Origin of the sequence: Anaerotalea alkaliphila, from assembly GCF_010179735.1 — a bacterium.
Classification (GTDB): Bacteria; Bacillota; Clostridia; order Lachnospirales; family Vallitaleaceae; genus Anaerotalea; species Anaerotalea alkaliphila.
In genome coordinates, this window is record NZ_JAAEEH010000027.1 from 19,668 (window position 1) to 40,828 (window position 21,161).

21 protein-coding genes and 1 tRNA gene are annotated in these 21,161 nt (G+C 51.3%); 11 read left to right on the forward strand and 11 right to left on the reverse strand.

What is annotated here, in order from left to right:
* Nucleotides 1-11: 11 nt before the first annotated feature.
* Nucleotides 12-782, reverse strand: a complete 771-nt coding sequence (locus GXN74_RS10035) for a ParA family protein (RefSeq protein ID WP_162370802.1) — start codon at nucleotides 780-782, stop codon at nucleotides 12-14.
* 151 nt (nucleotides 783-933) lie between these two features.
* Entirely contained in the window at nucleotides 934-1,323 is a 390-nt protein-coding gene (locus GXN74_RS10040; RefSeq protein ID WP_162370803.1) for a response regulator transcription factor, read from the reverse strand.
* Between the two features lie 185 nt (nucleotides 1,324-1,508).
* Between GXN74_RS10040 and GXN74_RS10045 the strand changes: the two genes are divergently transcribed.
* Nucleotides 1,509-2,498 carry an alpha/beta fold hydrolase gene (locus GXN74_RS10045; protein ID WP_162370804.1) on the forward strand — a complete coding sequence of 330 codons (990 nt, stop codon included), beginning with the start codon at nucleotides 1,509-1,511 and terminating at the stop codon, nucleotides 2,496-2,498.
* A gap of 83 nt (nucleotides 2,499-2,581) precedes the next feature.
* Here the strand turns inward: GXN74_RS10045 and GXN74_RS10050 are convergent, their stop codons facing one another.
* The 9 genes from GXN74_RS10050 to rpmH are packed head-to-tail and all read right to left on the reverse strand — an operon-like array spanning nucleotide 2,582 to nucleotide 9,559.
* A complete protein-coding gene (locus GXN74_RS10050) occupies nucleotides 2,582-3,034 on the reverse strand; it encodes a GNAT family N-acetyltransferase (RefSeq protein ID WP_162370805.1) in 453 nt (150 codons plus the stop codon).
* 14 nt (nucleotides 3,035-3,048) lie between these two features.
* Nucleotides 3,049-3,765, reverse strand: a complete 717-nt coding sequence (gene rsmG / locus GXN74_RS10055) for a 16S rRNA (guanine(527)-N(7))-methyltransferase RsmG (RefSeq protein WP_162370806.1) — start codon at nucleotides 3,763-3,765, stop codon at nucleotides 3,049-3,051.
* Nucleotides 3,753-5,651, reverse strand: coding sequence for a tRNA uridine-5-carboxymethylaminomethyl(34) synthesis enzyme MnmG (gene mnmG, locus GXN74_RS10060; protein ID WP_162370807.1), 1,899 nt, complete (start codon nucleotides 5,649-5,651; stop codon nucleotides 3,753-3,755). Before mnmG ends, rsmG begins: the two co-directional genes overlap by 13 nt.
* Before the next feature lie 22 nt (nucleotides 5,652-5,673).
* Nucleotides 5,674-7,062 (reverse strand): tRNA uridine-5-carboxymethylaminomethyl(34) synthesis GTPase MnmE, encoded by a 1,389-nt coding sequence (mnmE, locus tag GXN74_RS10065; RefSeq protein ID WP_162370808.1) that lies wholly within the window; start codon nucleotides 7,060-7,062, stop codon nucleotides 5,674-5,676.
* Nucleotides 7,063-7,120: 58 nt separating this feature from the next.
* Nucleotides 7,121-7,747: an RNA-binding cell elongation regulator Jag/EloR gene (gene jag / locus GXN74_RS10070; protein ID WP_162370809.1), complete on the reverse strand. Its 627-nt coding sequence runs from the start codon at nucleotides 7,745-7,747 to the stop codon at nucleotides 7,121-7,123.
* 17 nt (nucleotides 7,748-7,764) lie between these two features.
* Nucleotides 7,765-8,718, reverse strand: a complete 954-nt coding sequence (locus tag GXN74_RS10075; protein ID WP_162370810.1) for a YidC/Oxa1 family membrane protein insertase — start codon at nucleotides 8,716-8,718, stop codon at nucleotides 7,765-7,767.
* A 21-nt stretch (nucleotides 8,719-8,739) separates the two neighbouring features.
* Nucleotides 8,740-8,952 (reverse strand): membrane protein insertion efficiency factor YidD, encoded by a 213-nt coding sequence (gene yidD, locus GXN74_RS10080; RefSeq protein ID WP_162370811.1) that lies wholly within the window; start codon nucleotides 8,950-8,952, stop codon nucleotides 8,740-8,742.
* A 60-nt stretch (nucleotides 8,953-9,012) separates the two neighbouring features.
* Nucleotides 9,013-9,369 carry a ribonuclease P protein component gene (gene rnpA / locus GXN74_RS10085; protein WP_162370812.1) on the reverse strand — a complete coding sequence of 119 codons (357 nt, stop codon included), beginning with the start codon at nucleotides 9,367-9,369 and terminating at the stop codon, nucleotides 9,013-9,015.
* A gap of 55 nt (nucleotides 9,370-9,424) precedes the next feature.
* Nucleotides 9,425-9,559, reverse strand: a complete 135-nt coding sequence (gene rpmH / locus GXN74_RS10090; protein WP_162370813.1) for a 50S ribosomal protein L34 — start codon at nucleotides 9,557-9,559, stop codon at nucleotides 9,425-9,427.
* Nucleotides 9,560-10,034: 475 nt separating this feature from the next.
* Here rpmH and dnaA point away from each other — a divergent pair, with 475 nt between their 5' ends.
* The 10 genes from dnaA (at nucleotide 10,035) to GXN74_RS10140 (ending at nucleotide 20,912) form a co-directional block, all read left to right on the forward strand.
* Nucleotides 10,035-11,408, forward strand: a complete 1,374-nt coding sequence (gene dnaA, locus GXN74_RS10095) for a chromosomal replication initiator protein DnaA (protein ID WP_162370814.1) — start codon at nucleotides 10,035-10,037, stop codon at nucleotides 11,406-11,408.
* A gap of 245 nt (nucleotides 11,409-11,653) precedes the next feature.
* Nucleotides 11,654-12,766 carry a DNA polymerase III subunit beta gene (dnaN, locus tag GXN74_RS10100; protein ID WP_162370815.1) on the forward strand — a complete coding sequence of 371 codons (1,113 nt, stop codon included), beginning with the start codon at nucleotides 11,654-11,656 and terminating at the stop codon, nucleotides 12,764-12,766.
* 23 nt (nucleotides 12,767-12,789) lie between these two features.
* On the forward strand, nucleotides 12,790-12,999 hold the full coding sequence (locus tag GXN74_RS10105; RefSeq protein WP_162370816.1) for an RNA-binding S4 domain-containing protein: 210 nt from the start codon (nucleotides 12,790-12,792) through the stop codon (nucleotides 12,997-12,999).
* 6 nt (nucleotides 13,000-13,005) lie between these two features.
* On the forward strand, nucleotides 13,006-14,100 hold the full coding sequence (gene recF, locus GXN74_RS10110; RefSeq protein ID WP_162370817.1) for a DNA replication/repair protein RecF: 1,095 nt from the start codon (nucleotides 13,006-13,008) through the stop codon (nucleotides 14,098-14,100).
* 208 nt (nucleotides 14,101-14,308) lie between these two features.
* On the forward strand, nucleotides 14,309-16,216 hold the full coding sequence (gene gyrB, locus GXN74_RS10115; protein WP_162370818.1) for a DNA topoisomerase (ATP-hydrolyzing) subunit B: 1,908 nt from the start codon (nucleotides 14,309-14,311) through the stop codon (nucleotides 16,214-16,216).
* Between the two features lie 11 nt (nucleotides 16,217-16,227).
* Nucleotides 16,228-18,708 carry a DNA gyrase subunit A gene (gene gyrA, locus GXN74_RS10120; RefSeq protein ID WP_162370819.1) on the forward strand — a complete coding sequence of 827 codons (2,481 nt, stop codon included), beginning with the start codon at nucleotides 16,228-16,230 and terminating at the stop codon, nucleotides 18,706-18,708.
* Nucleotides 18,705-19,547: a fumarate hydratase gene (locus tag GXN74_RS10125; protein WP_162370820.1), complete on the forward strand. Its 843-nt coding sequence runs from the start codon at nucleotides 18,705-18,707 to the stop codon at nucleotides 19,545-19,547. Before gyrA ends, GXN74_RS10125 begins: the two co-directional genes overlap by 4 nt.
* Nucleotides 19,548-19,557: 10 nt before the next feature.
* Nucleotides 19,558-20,112 (forward strand): Fe-S-containing hydro-lyase, encoded by a 555-nt coding sequence (locus tag GXN74_RS10130; protein WP_162370821.1) that lies wholly within the window; start codon nucleotides 19,558-19,560, stop codon nucleotides 20,110-20,112.
* 47 nt (nucleotides 20,113-20,159) lie between these two features.
* Nucleotides 20,160-20,642 carry a hypothetical protein gene (locus tag GXN74_RS10135; RefSeq protein ID WP_162370822.1) on the forward strand — a complete coding sequence of 161 codons (483 nt, stop codon included), beginning with the start codon at nucleotides 20,160-20,162 and terminating at the stop codon, nucleotides 20,640-20,642.
* Between the two features lie 182 nt (nucleotides 20,643-20,824).
* A tRNA-Ser gene (locus GXN74_RS10140) sits at nucleotides 20,825-20,912 on the forward strand.
* Nucleotides 20,913-21,161: the final 249 nt, after the last annotated feature.

Consider the following 21,161-nt stretch of genomic DNA (forward strand, 5'->3'; position numbering starts at 1 on the left):
TTCCTGCTGGATCAATTTCTTTCCCAGTCCACCACTTCCCTTGCCAGCAGCCTGTAGCTTTCCGCACCTTTTGAATTGGTATCGTACAGGTTGATCGGCTGTCCATAGCTGGGCGCTTCACCCAGCCGCACATTTCTGGGAATGATGGTCTGGTATATGTTTGTCTGTTTCAGTTCCCTGCGAACCTCTTCCACAACCTGCAGGGAAAGGTTGGTCCGTGCATCGAACATTGTAAATACGATCCCCTCGATCTGCAGGGAAGGGTTCAGCTTCTGCTGGATGAGGTTTATCGTATACATCAGCTGGGACAGTCCTTCCAGCGCAAAGAATTCACATTGGATCGGCACCAGCACCGTGTCTGCGGCCGTCATCGCATTTACGGTCAACACGCTCATGGACGGAGGACAATCGATGACTACAAAATCATATTGGTCTTTGATCTTCTCCAATTGTTTGTGAAGGATGAAATTATTGTTGGGCAATCCAATCAACTCCACTTCCGCACCCGCCAGGTCCACGTCTGAAGGCACGAGGTCAAGGCGTTCATAGACCTCTTCCAGTATGCACTCTTCAATGGAGACCTCCCCAAGGAGCAGCTCGTAGATTGTGGTTTCCAGTGTTTTTTTATCGATGCCCAAACCTCTTGTGGTGTTGCCTTGGGGATCAATGTCGATGGTAAGGACCTTTTTGTCCAATTCCGCCAGACATGCAGACAAGTTCACCGCTGTGGTGGTCTTCCCAACGCCGCCCTTTTGGTTGGCAATTGCAATTATTCTACCCATACGAAGTCCTTTCCAAAACCGTAACATCCTAATCGAAACAAAGAAACATGTCCATTATAACACACCAGGAAATGCACAACCATACCCTGCGCAATGTTTCACGTGAAACATTGCGTTTTACACTTGGATGTTTCACGTGAAACATTGCGCCTTATAGGATTCCATTGCGGATCCCATAGACCGCCGCCTGGGTTCGGTCAAGCACCCGCATCTTTTTGAAGATATGATAGACATGGTTCTTGACTGTGCTCTCGCTTATGTTGAGGCTGTCACCGATTTCCTTGTTAAGCATTCCCTCCGCAATCAGGACCAGAATTTCCATCTCCCTTTTTGTAAGCTCTTGCATCGCCGGCTTGGGGACCAGGTGGATTGTCTGGGAAGTCTTGATCTTAAGCAACTGGTCGGCAGTCAACTGGACGTACTCCTCCCCTTCCTTCTCCAGTTCCGTGCTGATGTGGATGGTTTCCCTGTCTCCCATCTCCAAATGGAAAAGGACACTGTTGTGCTGGCTGTCTGCAATCAAAATCTGGATTTTCCCCATGCTTTCCCCCACTCCCGGTTGACCCGTTTTCTCTTAATTATACCCTCTCCCTCACCCTATAACAAGCAACCGGCGTGACACCCTGGGAGTCGTGGATTCCCAAAGTTTTAATGAATGCCTATTGAATTTTAATCCGTTCTCCCCCATAATAGAGGCATAGAGATTATTGGGAAGGAGTCGGGATTGTGAAGAAAATCGTCAAGTTGGGGGGGTGGGTTTTAATGGCTGCGGCCATGACCTCCCTGTGGAATAAACTTATTTTTACATCTGCCTCATTCAAAAAGGGGATTGAAAAGGAAACGGGAAACTACTATCATTGGAAGTTTGGCGACATCTATTATGAGAAGTCCGGTCAAGGAAATCCCATGCTGCTGGTGCATGGAACCAGCAGGGGAACCTCTTCCATTGAATTTGACAGCATCGTCCGGCATCTTTCCAAGAGCCACACCGTATACCGATTGGACCTGATTGGTTACGGGAATTCAGACAAGCCTAAGATCACCTATACCGCCTATCTGTACATCCAACTTCTGGGGGACTTCATAAAGGATGTCATCGGCAAGGGTATTCCGGTGGACGTGATAGGAGCAGGAAAATCAGCCGCCTATCTGGCCATGGCCTGTCACCAGGACCCGACCATGTTCAAGAAAATGATTTTCATCAATCCCGAAGACCTGCGCCTCCTGGGTTTGAACCCGTCCAAGAAGGACCGGTATTTGAAGTGGTTGATTGAAAGCCCATTGGTCGGCACCAGCCTGTTCAACCTTTTCCACTCCAAAAAGCAGCTCAACCGACTGTTCAAATCAGAGTATATCCACAAGAACATTTATGTCATGCGAAGATATAGTGTGCTGTTCTATGAAAACACCCATGTGGCCTACAACACATTCGAACGGCAGGGAGGTTCCAAGGGCAGCTTGGGCAAATTCCTCTTTGCATCGGAGTATTGCAATTACACGAATGTCAGCCTCCAAGGCATATTGCCCCAGATCAACAACAGCATTTACGTGATCCAGGGGGCGAGCCGCTCCATGGATTACAGGCAGATTGCCGAACAGTATAGGAGCCTGAATGCAGCCATCGAATTCGCAGCTGTCGACCACGCCAAGGAATTCCCCCATTTGGAGAAACCCGAGTCCACTTTGGAAATCATACAGCTTTTCCTCCACGAGTAATGAAAAGGGGCATCCGCCCAACAACGGTTCCGTTGTTGGGCGGATGCCCCTTATTTCTGCCCCGCGTCATTCGAACAGAATCATCAATGCTTGCATTTTTTTACCATCTTTTCTGTTATGAACATGCTTTGGTGCGGTATCCCCGCTTCCTGATACACGTCCCCGAAGGCTTCGAATCCTATAGTCTCATAGAAACCCAAGGCATCGGTCTGGGCATGGAGATAGACGGCCTCCCCTCCCAACGTGAACGCCTTGTCCACCAGCATCTTGACCACAAGGTCCCCCAAGTGCTGTCCGCGGAATTCCTTTAGGACCGCAATCCTTCCGGCCAGATATTTTCCTTCCTCATTCAACAGCCTTCCTGTCGCCAAGGGCTTGTCGTCCTCGTATACCACGACAAACCAGTTGTCCTGGTCCTTCCCATCCATCTCCAGTTCTTCGGAAACTCCCTGCTCCTCGATGAACACTTTTCTTCTGATGGCCCAGGCATCTTCCAGTGCTTCCTTGTCGTTAAAAAAATATCCCGCTTGGATCATTGGAATCCCCTTTCTTATAATGGTTTTTTAGAGGGCTTTCCGGATTTTCTCGGATACTTGTCCGGAGTCGGCCCGGTCTTTTCATACTCCACAAACGTGCGCAAGATTTCCGTTTCAGGTATCCGCTCTTCGTGGACCGCCTTGAGCCTGGCTCCCAGCAAGCTTGCGGCATTCTCCGCCATTTCCACTTCTTTGCGGACATCCTTGGATTTGTATGCCACAAAAGATCCACCGATTTTAACGAAGGGGACGCAATATTCCACCAACACAGGCAGTTCGCTGACTGCGCGGGATACGCAAAGGTCGAAGCGTTCCCTGTAAAGGGTGTCGTGTCCCAGATCCTCCGCCCTTCCGTGGATGCAGACGACCCCTTCCAATCCCAGGGAATCGCATGCCATGGCCAGATACTGGACCCTCTTGTTCAATGCGTCCACCAGGACCACCTGCAAGGAAGGAAACAGGATCTTCAAGGGAATCCCCGGAAACCCCGCTCCGGTCCCCAAATCCAAAAGGCTTTCCACCCCGTTCATATCCAGACATCCGGCCAGGAGGCTGCTGTCGATGAAATGCTTCAGAAAAAATTCATCCTCCTCCACAATGGCCGTAAGGTTCATTCTCTCGTTCCATTCCAGTGTAAGGGAGTAGAACTGCAGCAATTGCTCCGCCTGCCTGTCTGTCAGTTCAATATTTATATTATTGTAATATTTTTTTAACTTTCTTATTTTTTCCATACTTCTCCCGTCCTTTTATGCTGTTCCAGATAGACCAGAAGGACAGAAATGTCCGCCGGCGATACGCCGGAAATCCGGGATGCCTGTCCGATGGAGACCGGCCTTATTTTCTCCAGCTTTTGCACCGCCTCGATCCGCAAGCTTTTGATCTTTTCGTATTCCAGATCTTCCGGCAGCAGCCTTTTTTCCAATTTCCTGTATTGCGCAACCTGGTTTTGCTGACGGTCGATGTAGCCGGAGAATTTGACTTGGATTTCCACCTGCTCCACAACATCTTCCCCCAGTGGGGCCCTTTCCCCATCGATGGGGGCAAGCTTCCCATAATCCAACTCCGGCCGTTTCAGAAGCTCCTCTAGGGAGATGCCGGAACGCAAGGGGGTGCTTCCATGTGCGGCCAAAAGCTCCTGCACCTGGTCTGATGGTCCCACCATGGTCTTCCTCAACCGCCTAATTTCCGCCCCAATCTGCTCCATCTTCCTTTGGAGACCCGCATACCGCTCCTTCGACACCAGACCCGCTTCGTAGGCTTTGGGCGTCAGCCGGATGTCCGCATTGTCCTGACGCAGCAAAAGCCTGTATTCCGCTCTGGAAGTCATCATCCGGTAGGGTTCGTTGGTCCCCTTGGTCACCAGGTCGTCGATGAGGACCCCCACGTATCCTTCCGAGCGGTCCACCAGAAGCGGCGGACGGCCCAAGACCTTCAGCCCCGCGTTGGCGCCGGCAACCAACCCTTGGGCCGCCGCCTCCTCATAGCCGGAACTGCCATTGAACTGGCCCGCACTGAACAGTCCGGAGATTTCCTTGAACTCCAAGGTGTGCTTGAGCTGCAGGGGATTGATGCAGTCATATTCGATGGCATACCCGTTCCGCATGATCTGCACCTGTTCCATCCCAGGGAGGGTCCGCAGCATGGCGATCTGCACATCCTCCGGCAGGGAGCTGGACATCCCCTGGACATAAAGCTCGTTGGTGTCTTCCCCTTCCGGCTCCAGGAAAACCTGGTGCCTTTCCTTATCATGGAACCGGACCACCTTGTCCTCAATGGACGGACAATAACGGGGACCTGTCCCCTCTATGACGCCACTGTACAAAGGCGAACGGTCCAGATTCTCCCGGATCACCCTGTGGGTTTGGGCATTGGTGTAGGTCAGCCAACAGGAAATCTGTTCCCTCCGGATGTCTTCCGGTCGGTTCAGGAAGGAGAAGGGTACCACCTTCTCATCCCCCCTCTGCTCCTCCATGCGGGTAAAGTCCACAGACCTTCTGTCCACACGGGCCGGGGTCCCGGTCTTGAACCGGAACAGCTCGATTCCCGCTCCCAGAAGGGATCCAGTCAGATGCTTGGCCGCCTGGAGGCCGTTGGGTCCCGATTCGACGCTCACATCCCCGAAAATGCACTTCGCCTTCAGATAGGTTCCTGTAGCAACCACCACCGCTTTGGCTCCGTAAAAAGCCCCGGAAGCCGTCCCAACGCCCAGGACCTTTCCGTCCTGCTGTACGATTTCCGTCACTTCCGCTTGGCGCAGCCGAAGATGGGGCGTGTTCTCCATCACCTTCCGCATCTCCAGGGAGTACCTGTATTTGTCCGCCTGTGCCCGCAAGGAATGGACCGCAGGTCCCTTCCCCTTGTTCAGCATTCTGGTCTGGATATAGGTTTTGTCGATATTCTTCCCCATTTCTCCACCCAAGGCATCGATTTCCCTGACCAGATGTCCTTTGGAGGTTCCTCCAATGTTCGGGTTGCACGGCATCATCGCGATGCTGTCCAAACTGATGGCGAACACCAGGGTCTCCAGTCCCAGCCGGGCGCTCGCCAATGCAGCCTCGCAACCCGCATGTCCCGCCCCGACAACCACCACATCATAATTGCCTTCTAGATACTGCATTTGTTCTCCATTCCTTTGGTCGTCATTTTCCCAGACAGAACTGGCTGAAGATCTGCCCCATCAAATCCTCCTTGATGGATTCTCCGGTGATTTCACCGATCCTCTCGTAGGCATTCTTCAAGTCGATGGACCAACAGTCTTCCGGCATCCCTGCCCGGATGGCCTCCATGACATGGTCCAGACTCCCCACCGCCTGAACGACGGCATTCTTGTGCCTCACATTGCTGAGCAGGACTTCCTGCTCTTCCGTATTCTCGATTTCCCCATGGAAAAACATCTCCTTGATATGGTGCTCCAGGAGTCCGATCCCCTCCCTGTTCTTGGCCGACACAGGGACCACGGGATGGTCCGTCAAAAGCTCCCTTAGCTCTTTTTGGGATGCCTTCACTTCCAAATCCATCTTGTTCAACAGGACGATGACCTTCTTGTCCTTGATCCTTTCCACGATTGCCCTATCCCCCTCTTCCAGAGGACGGGAACCGTCCACCATGAACAATACCAAGTCCGCCTTCTGCAGGGCCCCCAGGGAACGTTCTATGCCGATGCGCTCCACATGGTCCTCGGTGTCCCGGATGCCGGCCGTGTCCACCAGCCGCAAGGGGATCCCTTGTATGTTCACCACCTCTTCCAGCGTGTCCCTGGTGGTTCCTGGAATCTCTGTGACGATAGCCCGCTGTTCCTGCAAAAGCGCATTCAACAGGGAGGATTTTCCCACGTTCGGTTTCCCCACAATGGCCGTGTTTATGCCTTCCTTCAGCATCCTTCCCTGGTCGAAGGTCTCCACCAGCGCCTGCATGTCCCCCTTCAGCGCCTCCAGCCGGTCCATGACCGTCTCCACCGCCAGTTCCTCGATGTCGTATTCCGGATAGTCGATGGAAGCCTCGATGTGGGCAATCAGGGACAGTAGGATATCCTTGAAGCGGGCCGTCTTTTCCCCCAAACGCCCTTCCAACTGCCGGACGGACAACTGCAGCGCCCGTTCCGTTTTTGCGTTGATAACGTCCATGATGGCCTCCGCCTGGGAGAGTTCGATCCTGCCGTTCAAAAATGCCCTTTTCGTGAATTCCCCAGGTTCCGCCAACCTTGCCCCCTGCCCCAGCACCAGTTCCAAAACCTTCCTGAGGACCAGAATGCCCCCATGACTGTTGATTTCCACCACATTTTCCGCTGTGAAACTGTTGGGGCCTTTCATCACCGAGACAAGAACCTCGTCTATGATCCTTCCGCTCATGGGATCCACCACATGCCCGTACTGCAGCGTATGGCTCCCCGCCGCAGACAAGGGTTTCTTCCCCTTGGGCCTGAAAATTCCGGATACCAATGGGATGGAATCCTCCCCGCTCACACGCACGATTCCGATTCCAGCAGGCGCCATGGCCGTGGAGATTGCCGCGATTGTATCGTATAGCATTGCCTACTCCTTTATCCAGAAAGAGCCAGAGGAATGATCCCTGGCTCTTTTGAGACTCTTATTTTTTTGCCGGTGTGATGACCACTTTTCTGAAGGGCTCATCTCCCTCGCTATGGGTTTCCACGAACTTGTTGCCCTGCAAGGTGGAATGGATGATCCTTCTCTCATATGGATTCATCGGTTCCAACACAAAGCGCTTCCCTGTCTTCTTGACCTTGTTGGCCAGGTTCACGGCAAGGCTTTCCAGGGTCTTCCTCCGCCTGTCCCGGTAATCTTCCGTATCCATTTTCACCCGGATGTACTGGTCCGCTTCCTTGTTGACCACCAGGCTTACCAGGTACTGGAGGGAATCCAAAGTCTGTCCCCTTTTGCCGATCAGCACACCCATGTTGGCTCCGCTGATCTCTATATTCATATTGCTTTTGTCATCCATGGTGACCTTCAGGTCGGAATCCAAACCCATCTGGAGGAAAACGTCCTGTAGGAATTTTTCAGCCACCTCTTCGATGGACATCTTCTTGATGACCTTCACCGTAGCCGGTTTGGCTCCAAACAACCCGAAGAGACCGGGGGTCCCTTTGTCCACTATTTCCACTTTCACCTGATCGCTGGACGCCCCCAATTCAATGAGAGCTTCTGTCACTGCTTCATCCACCGTCTTTGCTGTCTTTTCAACAAATTTCATTGAAATCGGCCCCCTCTCTATTTCTTGTTCTCATGCAGGTGCTTGTTTATCACCAATTGTTGTCCCAATTGGAAAACACTGCTCACAAGCCAGTACAGACCAAGTCCCGCAGGCATCTGGGTCACGAAGAATCCGGTGACCAGCGGCATGGTGTACGTCATCGTCTTCATGGTGTTGGCTTGGGCAGGATCCGTACTGGAGGTCATGGATGTCTTGGAAACCAGGAACTGCACCAGGACGTTCAGGACAGGCAGCAGGATGCCGATGCCTAGAAGGCTGGGGCTCTCCGCCAGGTTGATGCCGAACATGTAGTGGATCTTGTCCAACTTGTCCACCAGAGGCTGCACCGCGGTGCTGATGGTGGCGAACTGTTCATGGAGCATGGCCCAATCGCCGGAAGAGAACATCCCCAACAGGTCGATGACCTTGTTTTCCAGCATCGGGTCGAAATCCTTCACCTTTTTCGTCTCGTTGATTCCAACCAGTACGCTTTCAAATCCGGGAACGGACATGACTTGGGTGGCGATGCCGGCATAGATTCCTTTGATGTTGGTGATATAGGCGGGCACATTCCGCAACACCTCGAAGAGGGCGATGATGATGGGCATCTGGATCAGGAGCGGCAGGCATCCTCCAAAGGGGTTCACCTTGTGCTCCTGGTACAGCTTGCTCAGTTCCATCTGCATCTTCTGCTGGGACTCGGGATCCTTCTTTGCCTTGTACTTGTCCTGGATTTTCTTTATCTCAGGCTGGATCACCTGCATTTCCTTCATGGACTTCTGTTGTTTGAAAGCCACGGGCAGCATCAGCACCCTGGAAAAAATAGTGAAGACCACGATGGTCAACGCCAAGGATTGGATCCCCAAACCCTGTTCGAACAAATTGTAGATGCCATTCATGATCATGCCGAACAATTGGGATATCTGTCCAAGAATGGGGGTGGTACTCTGTGTCAAAACAAAAAAAGACATCAAATGCTTCCTCCTTCAACTTTATGGTACAGGGTCATAGCCTCCGCGATGGAATGGATGACACCGCAAAATCCTCTTCATGCTCAAAAAAAATCCCTTGAAAAAACCATATTTCGAAAACGCCTCATAGGCATAGCTGGAACATGTCGGCATGTAGATGCAGGACGGCCTCTTCAATGGGGATATGTATTTTCTATACAAGGAAATCAGCAGCAATGCAATTTTCGTTCCCATTCGTTCACTTCCAATCCTTCCCACCATAAACCTTTTTCCATTATATATCACATCGCACATTTAATAAAGCAGTTTTTCCTCTCTTTTCCAGAGCTTGTGCCTGCCCGCAAGATGCAGGAAAGCACTTTCCAATTCCCCCAAACTCTTGCCTGCAGCAGTTTCCCGAAGCACCACAACCAGGTCCCATCCTGGCAGGAGGGCGTTTTCGTGCTTCCTGTAGACTTCCCTCACAAGCCGCGTCAACCTGTGCCTGACAACGCTGTTGCCCACTTTCCTGCTGACGGAAATCCCGATCCTGGAATGGTCCAGTCCATTCGGGCCCACATACATGACCAGCGTCTTGTTCCCGTGGGACTTCTTCAACTGGTAGATGGCCCTGAAATCCTTGTTCTTCTTGATGGAATTGAAATTCTTCACAGCGGTTTGAATTCCTTTCCTGATTACTAAAAAAAAAGGCCACACTATGCGGCCTTTATGCTGACAATTTCTTTCTTCCTTTAGCTCTTCTCAAAGACAAAACTTTTCTACCGCTGACGCTGCTCATTCTTTTTCTGAAACCGTGTTCTCTGCTTCTCTGTCTTTTCTTGGGCTGGTAAGTTCTTTTCATGTCGTACACCTCCTTTTTTTGACTCTATCCTCGAAGCGCAAATTTGCATAACTTAAAAAAGCACTATTCCAATTATAGTAAACAAGGGGCTTTTCGTCAAGAATTTTTTTTTATTTCTGCTTGTCCACAGAAAAGCTCCCATTTATACCCATGCCTGTGGACAAGATGTGTAGATTTTCTTATCAACAGCCGGCCTCCCGCTTGTGGATAAGCCCGGTTTTTCTTGGGAAAATCTGTGAAAAAGAATCACCGGTTTTTCTGGTTTTGTTTTTCCTTTTGCAGTTTCTAATTTTGTTCATTTCTTTTGCAAACAGACTGTGGACAAGTTCTTCCGCCCTGGGTTATCCACAGTATCAACAGCTTGTCTTTGGATAATTGTACACATTTCACGGCCTTTTCCCCATAATTTTCCCGTTGAAAAGGGCCCTTGGTTGGCGTATTATAGAGTTCAGCATTTATTAAAGGGGGTATTGCCTTGCATCATGCAGTCATCGACAAGTGGAACCAAGTCCTGGACTTGCTGCAACACGAGTCGGATATCAACAAAATCACGTATAAGGCGTTTCTGGAAAAATTGGTTCCCATCAAGGTTGTGGATGATGTGGTTGTGATCAAAGCCGATGACGAAGTCAGCATTTCCATCATACAAAAGAAATATCTGAAGACCATCATGGTGGCCATCCATGAGATCATTGGCGAAACGTTGGAAATCAAGTTCGTCCTTGAGGATGAACCCGATGAAGAAACGGGACAAAGGCAATCGGACAAAGGTAAGAAAAAGGGCAAAGCCACCCCAGTGGACGGGGTCAATGAAGAAAACAACCTGAATGCCCGCTATACCTTCGACAAGTTCGTCGTGGGCAACAACAACAAATTCGCCAACGCCGCAGCGTTGGCGGTTGCGGAAGCGCCCGCCGAGGCATACAACCCCCTGTTCATCTATGGAGGCGTAGGTTTGGGAAAAACCCACCTGATGCATTCCATCGCACACTTCATATTAAATGAAAACAACGACATGAAGGTCCTCTACGTGTCCTCGGAGAAGTTCACCAATGAACTGATCAATTCCATCCGCTCGGACAAGAACGAGGAATTCCGTCAGAAATACAGGAACATCGACGTCCTCCTGGTGGATGACATCCAGTTCATCGCAGGAAAGGAACGGACACAGGAGGAATTCTTCCATACCTTCAACACTCTATATGAAGCAAAGAAGCAGATCATCATCTCCTCCGACCGGCCGCCCAAGGAAATCGAAACCTTGGAGGAGCGTCTGCGCTCCCGTTTCGAATGGGGACTCATCGCCGACATCCAGGCACCGGATTTCGAAACCAGGATGGCGATCCTCAAGAACAAAGCGGAAATCGAAAACCTGCAATTCCCCGACGACGTGCTGCAATATGTGGCCAGCAACATCAAGAGCAACATCCGGGAATTGGAAGGGGCCGTCAACAAAATCGTCGCCTATTCAAAATTGATCCATTTGGGCTATGACATGATCACCAGGGAAATAGCGGAAGTCGCGTTGAAAGACCTTATTTCCCCCCAGGATACGGACAAGATCACTCCGGAACTGATTCTGGACATGGTTGCGGAACATTTCGGCATCAGTTTTGCGGACATCACTTCCAAGAAGAGGCCTAGGGAAATCTCCAATCCCAGACAGATCGCCATGTATCTGTGCCGGAAGCTCACCGACGCATCCCTTCCAAAAATAGGGGAACTCATCGGCAAAAGGGACCATACCACCATCCTGCACGGCTATGAAAAGATCAATGCCGACTTGAAGGTGGATGCTTCCCTCCGGAACACCATCGACATCCTTACGAAAAAGATCACAGGCAAGTAGCGTACAACCCTGGGAACACCTTGTGAACCGCATGTGGATTTCTTTTCCGGAAGCACTCGGCCGGAATCGGATGTGCACGAAAAAGAACAACCCAAGGACTCCTCAACAGGTTTGTCAAGATGCCCCAGCCCTTGGATCCACTGCCCCCAGAACACTTATCCACAAATCCACATCCCTTATTACTACCTCTCCTGGAAAAATCTTTAAATAATCTTATTTTTGGCTCGAAAGGAGTTATGCACACTATGAAAATAATCTGTTCCCAAGAACAACTGCAACTAGCCGTCAATACGGTATTGAAGGCGGTTTCCTCCAGAACCACCATGTCCATCCTCCAATGCATCCTTCTGGAAGCAGGAGACGGTTTGTGCAAATTGGTGGGCAACGACCTTGAACTCGGCATCGAAAGCATGCTGGATGCGCAGATCCTGGAAAAGGGCGCCATCGCCATCGATGCGAAAATGTTCGCCGAAATCGTTCGAAAACTTCCCAACCAGGATGTGACCCTTTCCATGTCCAATAGGGATGAAAACCATATACTTACCATCACCTGCGGAAAGTCCGAATTCAACATTCCTGGACAACCTGCGGAAGAGTTCGTGCCTTTGCCTGCCATTGTCAGGAACCAGCCTCTCCGGATCCCCCAGGGGGAGTTGAAGGAGATGATCCGTCAGACCATTTTTTCCATAGCCATCGAGGAAACCAGGCCCGCCCTCACAGGGGAACTGCTGGAAGTGAAGCAGGGGAATTTCCATCTGGTGTCCATCGACGGTTACAGGGCCTCTTTCCGCAAGCTCCCCATGTCCAGGGAATTCGAGGAGACCAGCTGCATCATTCCGGGCAAGACCCTGAATGAAATCAAGAACATCCTGTCCAACGAGGAGGATGACATGGTTGCCCTGTACTTCACAGGCAAGCATGTGGTTTTCGAGCTGAACGGCAGCGTGGTCGTATCCAGGCTGCTCCAAGGGGAATTCCCCAAGTACGAGAACATCTTCACGTCGGATTACAGCACCAAAATCCATGTGAACCGGAAGGAGCTTCTGATGGGGATTGAAAGGGCCGCACTGGTTGCAAGGGAAAGCAAGAAGAATCCCATCAAGGTGAGCATCCAGGATACAGGCATGGTCATCTCGTCCAACACGGAATTGGGGAACGCCCATGAGGAAATCGACATCCAGCTGGAAGGGAATCCTTTGGAAATCGCCTTCAACCCCAAATACATGATCGACGCCTTGAAGGTCATGGAGGACGAGTCCATCGTGCTCCAGTTCAACGGTTCGGTCAATCCCTGCATCATCCACCAGGAAGAAGGCGATTTGTGCAAGTACCTCATTTTGCCGATCCGCCTGAATTGAACTTACAGAAAGCAGGTAATCCTATGGAAACCATAAAGATAGACACACCGTTCATCAAGCTGGGGCAGTTCTTGAAACTGGCGGGACTGGCTGATTCAGGCGTCCATGCCAAAATCCTGATTCTGGAGGGAGTTGTCCAGGTCAACGGAGTCACGGAGACCCAAAGGGGCAAAAAGCTCCATCCGGGAGACGTGGTCGTAGTGGGAGAGGAAGCGCCTGTCCAGGTAGGGTGACGGGGCATGCATATCCAAGAACTGAAGCTGAGCGATTTCAGGAACTACCGGGAGGGGACCATCTCCTTCGGGCCTGGAATCAACATCCTGTATGGGGACAATGCCCAGGGAAAGACCAACATCCTGGAGGCCATCTATCTCTGCGCAACCTCAAAATCCCATAGGACCAACCTCTACAAGGAGATGATCCGCCTGGGCAGGGACGAGGCCCACGTGCATCTGCGGATCAGCAAGCAGGGCGGCAGGTATGTGGATGTGATCGACCTGCACCTGAAGAGCGGGAATAAAAAGGGCATCGCTGTGAACAAGAAGCCCATCAGGAAGATGCAGGAACTTCTGGGTGTGGCCCATGTCATCCTTTTCTCGCCGGAGGACCTGGGTCTGATCAAGCATGGTCCCAAGGAGCGGAGAAGGTTCATGAACGTGGAGCTTTCCCAGGTGGACCCGGTCTATTACTTCAACCTTTCCCAATACCACAAGGTGCTCAAGCAAAGGAACAACCTTCTGCGGAGCATCCAGTTCGACCCTGGAAAGGCGGACCTTTTGGAGCCATGGGATCTGCAATTGGCGGCATACGGGCGCAAAATCATCCAGGCCAGGATGGATTTTGTATCCACTTTGGAACCCATTTTTCAGGAGATGCACAAGGGAATTTCCGGTAGTGGAGAAGCCATCACCATGGCCTATGAGAAGAACGTGGAGCCGGACCTGTTCGAAGGGAGGCTGCTGCAGGCAAGGTCCAAGGATGTGAAGACGGGATCCACCACGGTGGGTCCCCATTTGGACGACCTGTTCTTCGGATTGGGTGGCGTTGATTTGCGAAAATACGGTTCCCAAGGGCAGCAAAGGACGGCGGCGCTTTCCCTAAAGCTCTCCGAAATAGAATGGGTGGGGAGTTCCATCGAAGACACGCCGGTACTGCTTTTGGATGATGTACTCTCCGAGTTGGATAGGCACCGGCAGCTGGCGCTGATGAAGGTTTTGAATAATATTCAGACAATTATCACTTGCACTGGTGTGGAGGACTTCATGAATCAAAATATCACCATTGAAAAGATGTATTGCATCGAAAAGGGTCAAATATATGAAAAAAACCTCTGAGACCCCCTTGGAGCGCACGAGAATGACAAAAAAACCGATAGGGTTTGCTTTATCATTTGCACTCATATATAATAGTATCTAGCATTTGCAAAAATTGAGATTTGCATATAGAGGCAATCCAGTGTGTCGGAAGGCAGGAGTGAGCAGGGAATTTGGTCCAGGAATCGCATGGGCCCAATTTTCCTGCTCTAGAACAAGGAGGAAGTGCATGAGCAGTTCAAGTGAATACAACGAGAGCCAGATACAGGTTCTGGAAGGACTGGAGGCGGTAAGGAAAAGGCCGGGGATGTATATCGGCAGCACCTCCGCCAGAGGCCTGCACCATTTGGTCTACGAAATCGTTGACAATGCGGTGGATGAGGCTTTGGCGGGAAGATGCGACCGGATCGACGTGACCATCCATGAGGACAACAGCATTTCGGTGATGGACAATGGAAACGGAATCCCTGTGGGGATCCACCATCAGAAGGGCATACCGGCGGTGGAGGTGGTATTCACCATACTCCATGCGGGAGGCAAGTTCGGTGGAGCCGGCTACAAGGTGTCCGGCGGACTCCATGGTGTGGGTGCATCCGTTGTGAACGCCCTTTCCGAATGGCTTGAAGTGCGTGTCTTCCAAGGAGGCAAAATCCACGCCCAGCGCTATGAGCGTGGTGTGCCTATGGGGCCTTTGACGGTAGTCGGAGAAACGGACCGGACAGGGACCTTCGTAAGCTTCAAGCCCGACCATGAGATATTTGAAGAACTTGTTTATGATTACGACACCTTGAAGATGCGGCTCCAGGAAATGGCCTTCCTTACCAGGGGCCTGCGGATCACGCTGAAGGATTTGCGGGAAGAAGAGCCGGTGGAAAAGGTGTTCCATTACGAGGGGGGCATCAAGGAGTTCGTTGCCTACATGAATAGACACAAGGAAAAGCTCTATGGTGAGGTGATGTATTGTGAAGGGGAAAAGGATGGAGTCCATGCAGAAATCGCCTTCCAGCACAACGACACCTATGTGGAGAACATCTTTTCCTTCGTAAACAACATCAATACGCCCGAGGGCGGCACCCATCTGAGCGGATTCAAGGCGGGCATCACCAAAACCATCAACGACTATGCCCGAAAGAACAAATTCCTGAAGGAGGCGGACAAAAACCTCCAGGGAGAAGATGTGCGGGAAGGGATGACAGCAGTCATCAGCATCAAGATCCAAGATCCCCAATTCGAAGGACAGACAAAACAGAAGCTTGGAAACAGTGAAGCAAGAGGAGCGGTCGAGTACATCCTAAACGATGCCCTTGTTTTTTTTCTTGAGCAGAATCCCAGCGTTGCTAGGACAATCATCGACAAATGCCTGATGGCAAGCCGTGCCAGGGAGGCAGCCAGAAAGGCCAGGGACCTGACCAGGCGAAAAAGTGCGCTGGAAAACACCAGCCTCCCGGGTAAATTGGCGGACTGCACGGACAAGGATCCCAGAAATTGCGAAATCTACATCGTCGAGGGGGATTCCGCCGGAGGTTCCGCCAAATCCGCCCGGCAGAGGAGCACCCAAGCCATCCTGCCCCTCCGGGGAAAGATCCTGAATGTGGAAAAGGCCCGGCTGGACAAAATCCTGGTGAACAATGAGATCAAGGCCATGATCACCGCATTCGGAGCGGGAATCTCCGATGACTTCGATTTGAACAAGCTGCGTTACCACAAGATCATCATAATGACGGACGCCGACGTGGACGGAGCCCATATCCGTACTTTGCTGCTGACCTTCTTCTACCGGTACATGCACCAGCTGATTGAAAACGGGAACGTGTACATTGCCCAGCCGCCCCTGTACAGGGTGGCGAAGAACAAATGGTCGGAATATGTCTACAACGACCGGGCGTTGGAGAAGATTCTGGACGAGATCGGCAGGGAAGGCATCAATCTCCAGCGTTACAAAGGTCTCGGAGAAATGGATGCGGAACAGCTTTGGGAAACGACCATGGACCCAGAGAAAAGGATCCTGCTCCGGGTGGACATAGAGGATGCGGCGGCAGCGGATGAGATTTTCACGACCCTGATGGGCGACAAGGTGGAGCCCCGGAGGGAATTCATTGAAGCCCATGCCAAGTACGTGAAAAATCTGGACATATAGGAGGCAGACCCTTGGAAGAGAACAACCAATTCGATAAGATCATCTCTGTGGAGCTGCAGGATGAAATGAAAAAATCGTATATCGATTACGCCATGAGTGTCATTGCTTCCAGAGCCCTCCCGGATGTGCGGGACGGCTTGAAGCCGGTGCAAAGGCGTATTTTGTATGCCATGGACGAGCTGAACCTTTCGCCGGACAAGGCTTTCCGTAAATCGGCCCGTATCGTTGGGGATACCATGGGTAAGTACCACCCCCATGGGGACAGCTCCATCTATGAGGCGATGGTGCGCATGGCCCAGGACTTCTCCTACCGCTACATGCTGGTGGACGGCCACGGGAATTTCGGTTCCGTGGACGGAGACAGCGCGGCAGCCATGCGTTACACGGAAGCCAGACTCAGCAAGATGGCCATGGAAATGCTGGCCGACATCGGCAAGGAAACCGTGGATTACAGACCGAACTTCGACGAATCCCTGAAGGAGCCGGTGGTGCTTCCCAGCCGCTATCCCAACCTGCTGGTCAATGGAACAGCCGGCATCGCCGTGGGCATGGCAACCAACATCCCCCCCCACAACTTGCGGGAAGTGGTGGATGCCGTGGTAAGGATCATCGACAACAAGGTGGAGAGAGACCAGGAAACGGAAATGGAGGAATTGATCGACCTGGTGAAGGGACCCGATTTTCCGACCTATGGAAAGATATTGGGAAGGACAGGCATCGAACAAGCCTACAGGACAGGCCGTGGCGTGGTGAAAGTGAGGGCCGCCGTAGACATCGAACCCATGCACGGCAACAGGCAGAAGATCGTCGTCACGGAACTGCCCTACCAGGTGAACAAGGCCCGATTGATTGAAAAAATCGCAGAACTGGTCAAGGACAAGAAAATCGAAGGAATTTCGGACCTGCGGGATGAATCCGACAGGAAAGGCATGACCATCGCCATCGAGCTGAAAAGGGACGCCAATGCGAATGTGGTCCTGAACAAGCTGTACAAGCACACCCAATTGCAGGAAAGCTTCGGCATCAATATGCTGGCCCTGGTGAACAACGAACCGAAAGTGCTTAACCTGAAGGAAATGCTCCATCATTATCTGGAGCATCAAAAGGAGGTCGTGACCAGAAGGACCCAATACGACCTAAGGAAAGCCGAAGACCGCGCCCACATCCTGGAAGGCCTGCTGAAGGCGCTGGATGTGATTGACGAAGTCATCCGTATCATCCGGGCCTCCAACAGCACTGCGGAAGCAAAAATGAACCTGATGGAAACTTTCGCGTTCACGGAAATCCAAGCCCAAGCCATCGTGGACATGCGTCTGCGCGCCTTGACCGGTTTGGAGCGGGAGAAGCTCCAGGAAGAGTACAAGGAACTTCTGGAGAAAATCAAGGAGTACAAGACGATCCTTGGGGATGAAAAGGTCCTACAACTGCTCATCAAGGAAGAGTTGACCGCCATCTCCAACAAGTACGCGGACCCCAGAAGGACGGAAATCACTTTCGAGGATGGGGAAATCGACATGGAGGACCTGATCAAAAGGGAAAACATCTATGTGACCATGACCCATTACGGCTATGTGAAGCGGATGCCCATGAACACCTATCGGAGCCAAAACAGGGGCGGGAAGGGAATCAAAGGCGTGCAGACCCGGGAAGATGATTTCGTCAAGAAGATTTTCGTCACCTCCACCCACCACTACCTTTTGTTCTTCACGGACAAGGGGAAGGTGTACCGCCTGAAGGCCTATGAACTTCCGGAGTCAAGCAGGACAGCCAGAGGAACCGCCATCGTGAACCTCCTGCAACTGGATCCAGGAGAACTGGTCACCGCCATCATTCCTTTGGAAGGGTACAAGGAAGACCTGTACCTGTTGATGGGAACCAGAAACGGCATGATCAAGAAATCCAGCATCATGGAATACATGAACATCCGGGCCACAGGATTGCAGGCAATCGTCCTCAAGGAGGAGGACAGCCTCATAGAGGTAAAACTGACCGACAACGCCCAGGACGTGATCATGGGCACGAAGCATGGGCATTGCATCCGGTTCAATGAGAAGGATGTGCGTGTCATCGGAAGGACCTCCATGGGAGTCATCGGCATGAACCTGACCCCCGGGGACGAAGTGGTGGGGATGCAGCTGGTTTCCCAAGGGGAAGACCTGCTGATCGTTTCTGAGAAGGGTCTTGGGAAAAGGACGAAGATGTCGGAGTTCTCCGTACAGAACAGGGGCGGAAAAGGCGTCAAATTCTACAAGATCACAGAAAAGACAGGAAATGTCCTTGGTATGAAAGCGGTCAACGAGGACAACGAGCTGATCATGATCACTACCGAAGGGATTGTCATCCGTTTGCGGGTGAATGAAATTTCCCAGTTCGGCAGGGTGACGTCCGGCGTGAAATTGATGAACATCCAGGAAGACATCCAGATTGCGAGCATCGCAAGAATCAAGGATATCGGGGAAGAAGACCTGGAGGACGAGGGAGATCTGGAATGAGAGAAATTTCTGTAGACACCATCATCGAGAAATTGTCCTGGATGTGCATCGAAGCCAACTGCCGTCTGAATTCCGACATCCATAATGCCATCCGGACATGCAAGGACAAGGAACGATCGGAAATCGGCCGGGATATCCTGGAGCAACTTCTGGAAAATGCGGACATCGCAAAAAAGGAGATGATGCCGATCTGCCAGGACACCGGCATGGCCATCGTCTTCTGCGAGGTCGGCCAGGAAGTAAGGATTACAGGAGGTTCCTTGACCGATGCCATCAACGAGGGAATCCGCCAGGGATATGAAAAGGGGTATCTGCGAAAATCCGTGGTGAAGGACCCTTTTTTCCGGGAGAATACAGGGGACAATACCCCTGCCATCATCCATTATGACATCGTTCCGGGGGACAAGGTGAAGCTCATCCTGGCCCCCAAGGGGTTTGGAAGCGAAAACATGAGCCGCATCCATATGTTGGCCCCCTCCGATGGCATGGAAGGGGCAAAAAGGGTGATTCTGGAAACCATCGACCAAGCTGGAGGGAATGCCTGTCCGCCCATGGTGGTGGGGGTCGGCATAGGAGGGAGCTTCGAAAAGGCTCCCCAGTTGGCCAAGAAGGCTCTGTTGCGGCCGGTGGGGGAAGGGTCCCCCATAGGATATGTGAGGGAAATGGAGCAGGAATTGCTTGAAAAGGCAAACAAGCTGGGGGTGGGTCCCCAAGGACTTGGAGGGATCACCACAGCCCTTGCTGTCCATATAGAGACATTCCCAACCCATATTGCGGGACTCCCGGTGGCCATCAACATCAGCTGTCATGTGACAAGACATGCGGAATGCGAAATTTGAGGAGAAAATCATGGTTTACAATTTGGAAACCCCTTTGACGGAAGAAGCCGTGGGCATGTTGAAGGCGGGGGACAAGGTCCTGCTGACGGGGGTCGTGTATACCGGTCGGGACGCCGCCCATAAGAAGATGGTGGAACAATTGGAAAGGGGGGAATCCCTTCCCTTTGACCTGCACGGAAACATACTTTATTATGTAGGGCCCACTCCCGCCAAGCCGGGACAGGTGATCGGATCCGCAGGTCCCACCACCAGCTACCGCATGGATGCCTATGCCCCTGTTCTCATGGACCGGGGTCTGAAGGGCATGATCGGAAAAGGCGACAGGAACCGGGCGGTGGTGGAAAGCATGATAAAGAACCAGGTGGTGTATTTTGGGGCTGTGGGTGGAGCGGCGGCATTGATCGCCAGTGCCATTGAGGAAGCGGAAGTAATCGCCTATGAGGAGTTGGGAACGGAAGCTGTCAGGAAGCTTAAGGTCAGGAATTTTCCCGTAACCGTTGTCATTGACGCCCAGGGAGGCAACCTCTATGAAACGGAAAAGGCAAAATACCGCAATGTAGAATAACCGGAAGACAACTTGGATTGTCCAGCACCGGAACGAGGAGATTTATTGTGTATACGGAAATTTGCAAACGGGAAAAGGTAAGTTTTTTGAAAGTGCTCCTTGCCATCCTCCTGTTTTCTGTGGGAGCCACAGGAACAACCATCCTTTTTCTTTCTTTGGGAATCAGCAGGACCATTGCAGACCTGCTGGTGCTTTTTGTTTTCTTTCTGGGAACCTACCATTTCATGATGGGTTACGTGCGTTACTATGAATACATGTATATTGAAGATGAGTTCATCATCAAGGAGAAGATGGGAACGAAAGACAAGGTTGTCGGGGATTTTTACCTGTCCCAAATCATTGAAATAGGTCCGTTGAAAAATTTGAAAAGCGGTACGAAATATTTCAGCAAAAGGAAATTTTATAGCGGCAGCAGTCCGTGTCCCGTCTACTACATCCTTTTGGAAGAAAACGACAGGCAGAAGGTTGTGCTGATCAAGGCATCCGACAAGCTGTTCAATTTGTTGAAAAACTTTGAAAAATACAAATAGAGGGTAATTTCAGGACCATATCTAGTGTCTGGGAAATGCTTCCATACCATATATGGATGAGGGAATTTTTATCTGTAAAACAGGGCAAAATCGCTTGACATTGCCCTAAGGCTCTAGTATAATAACCCTTGCGCTTAAGAAAAGCGGATACAATTGCATGATTTTAATGGTTTAAATGAATTGGAGAAGTACTCAAGTGGCTGAAGAGGTGCCCCTGCTAAGGGTATAGGTCGTTAACGCGGCGCGAGGGTTCAAATCCCTCCTTCTCCGTCGGTTTCAAGAAAGATTTGAAGATTCAAAACTTTTTGAAATCAGGTGTTGACAGCTTGGTTGAAAACGTGGTATACTACGTTTCGCTGGTCCGAACAGGACAGGCAAAAAACAAGCGGAAGACAAGCAGGACCTTGAAAATTGAACAGTGAAGAATAAATCAAAAACAACGTAATTCCAAGACTAAACCCGCGAAAGCGGAAGGTCAGAGTTTATGCTGCCGGAGAGAACTTTTTATGAGAGTTTGAT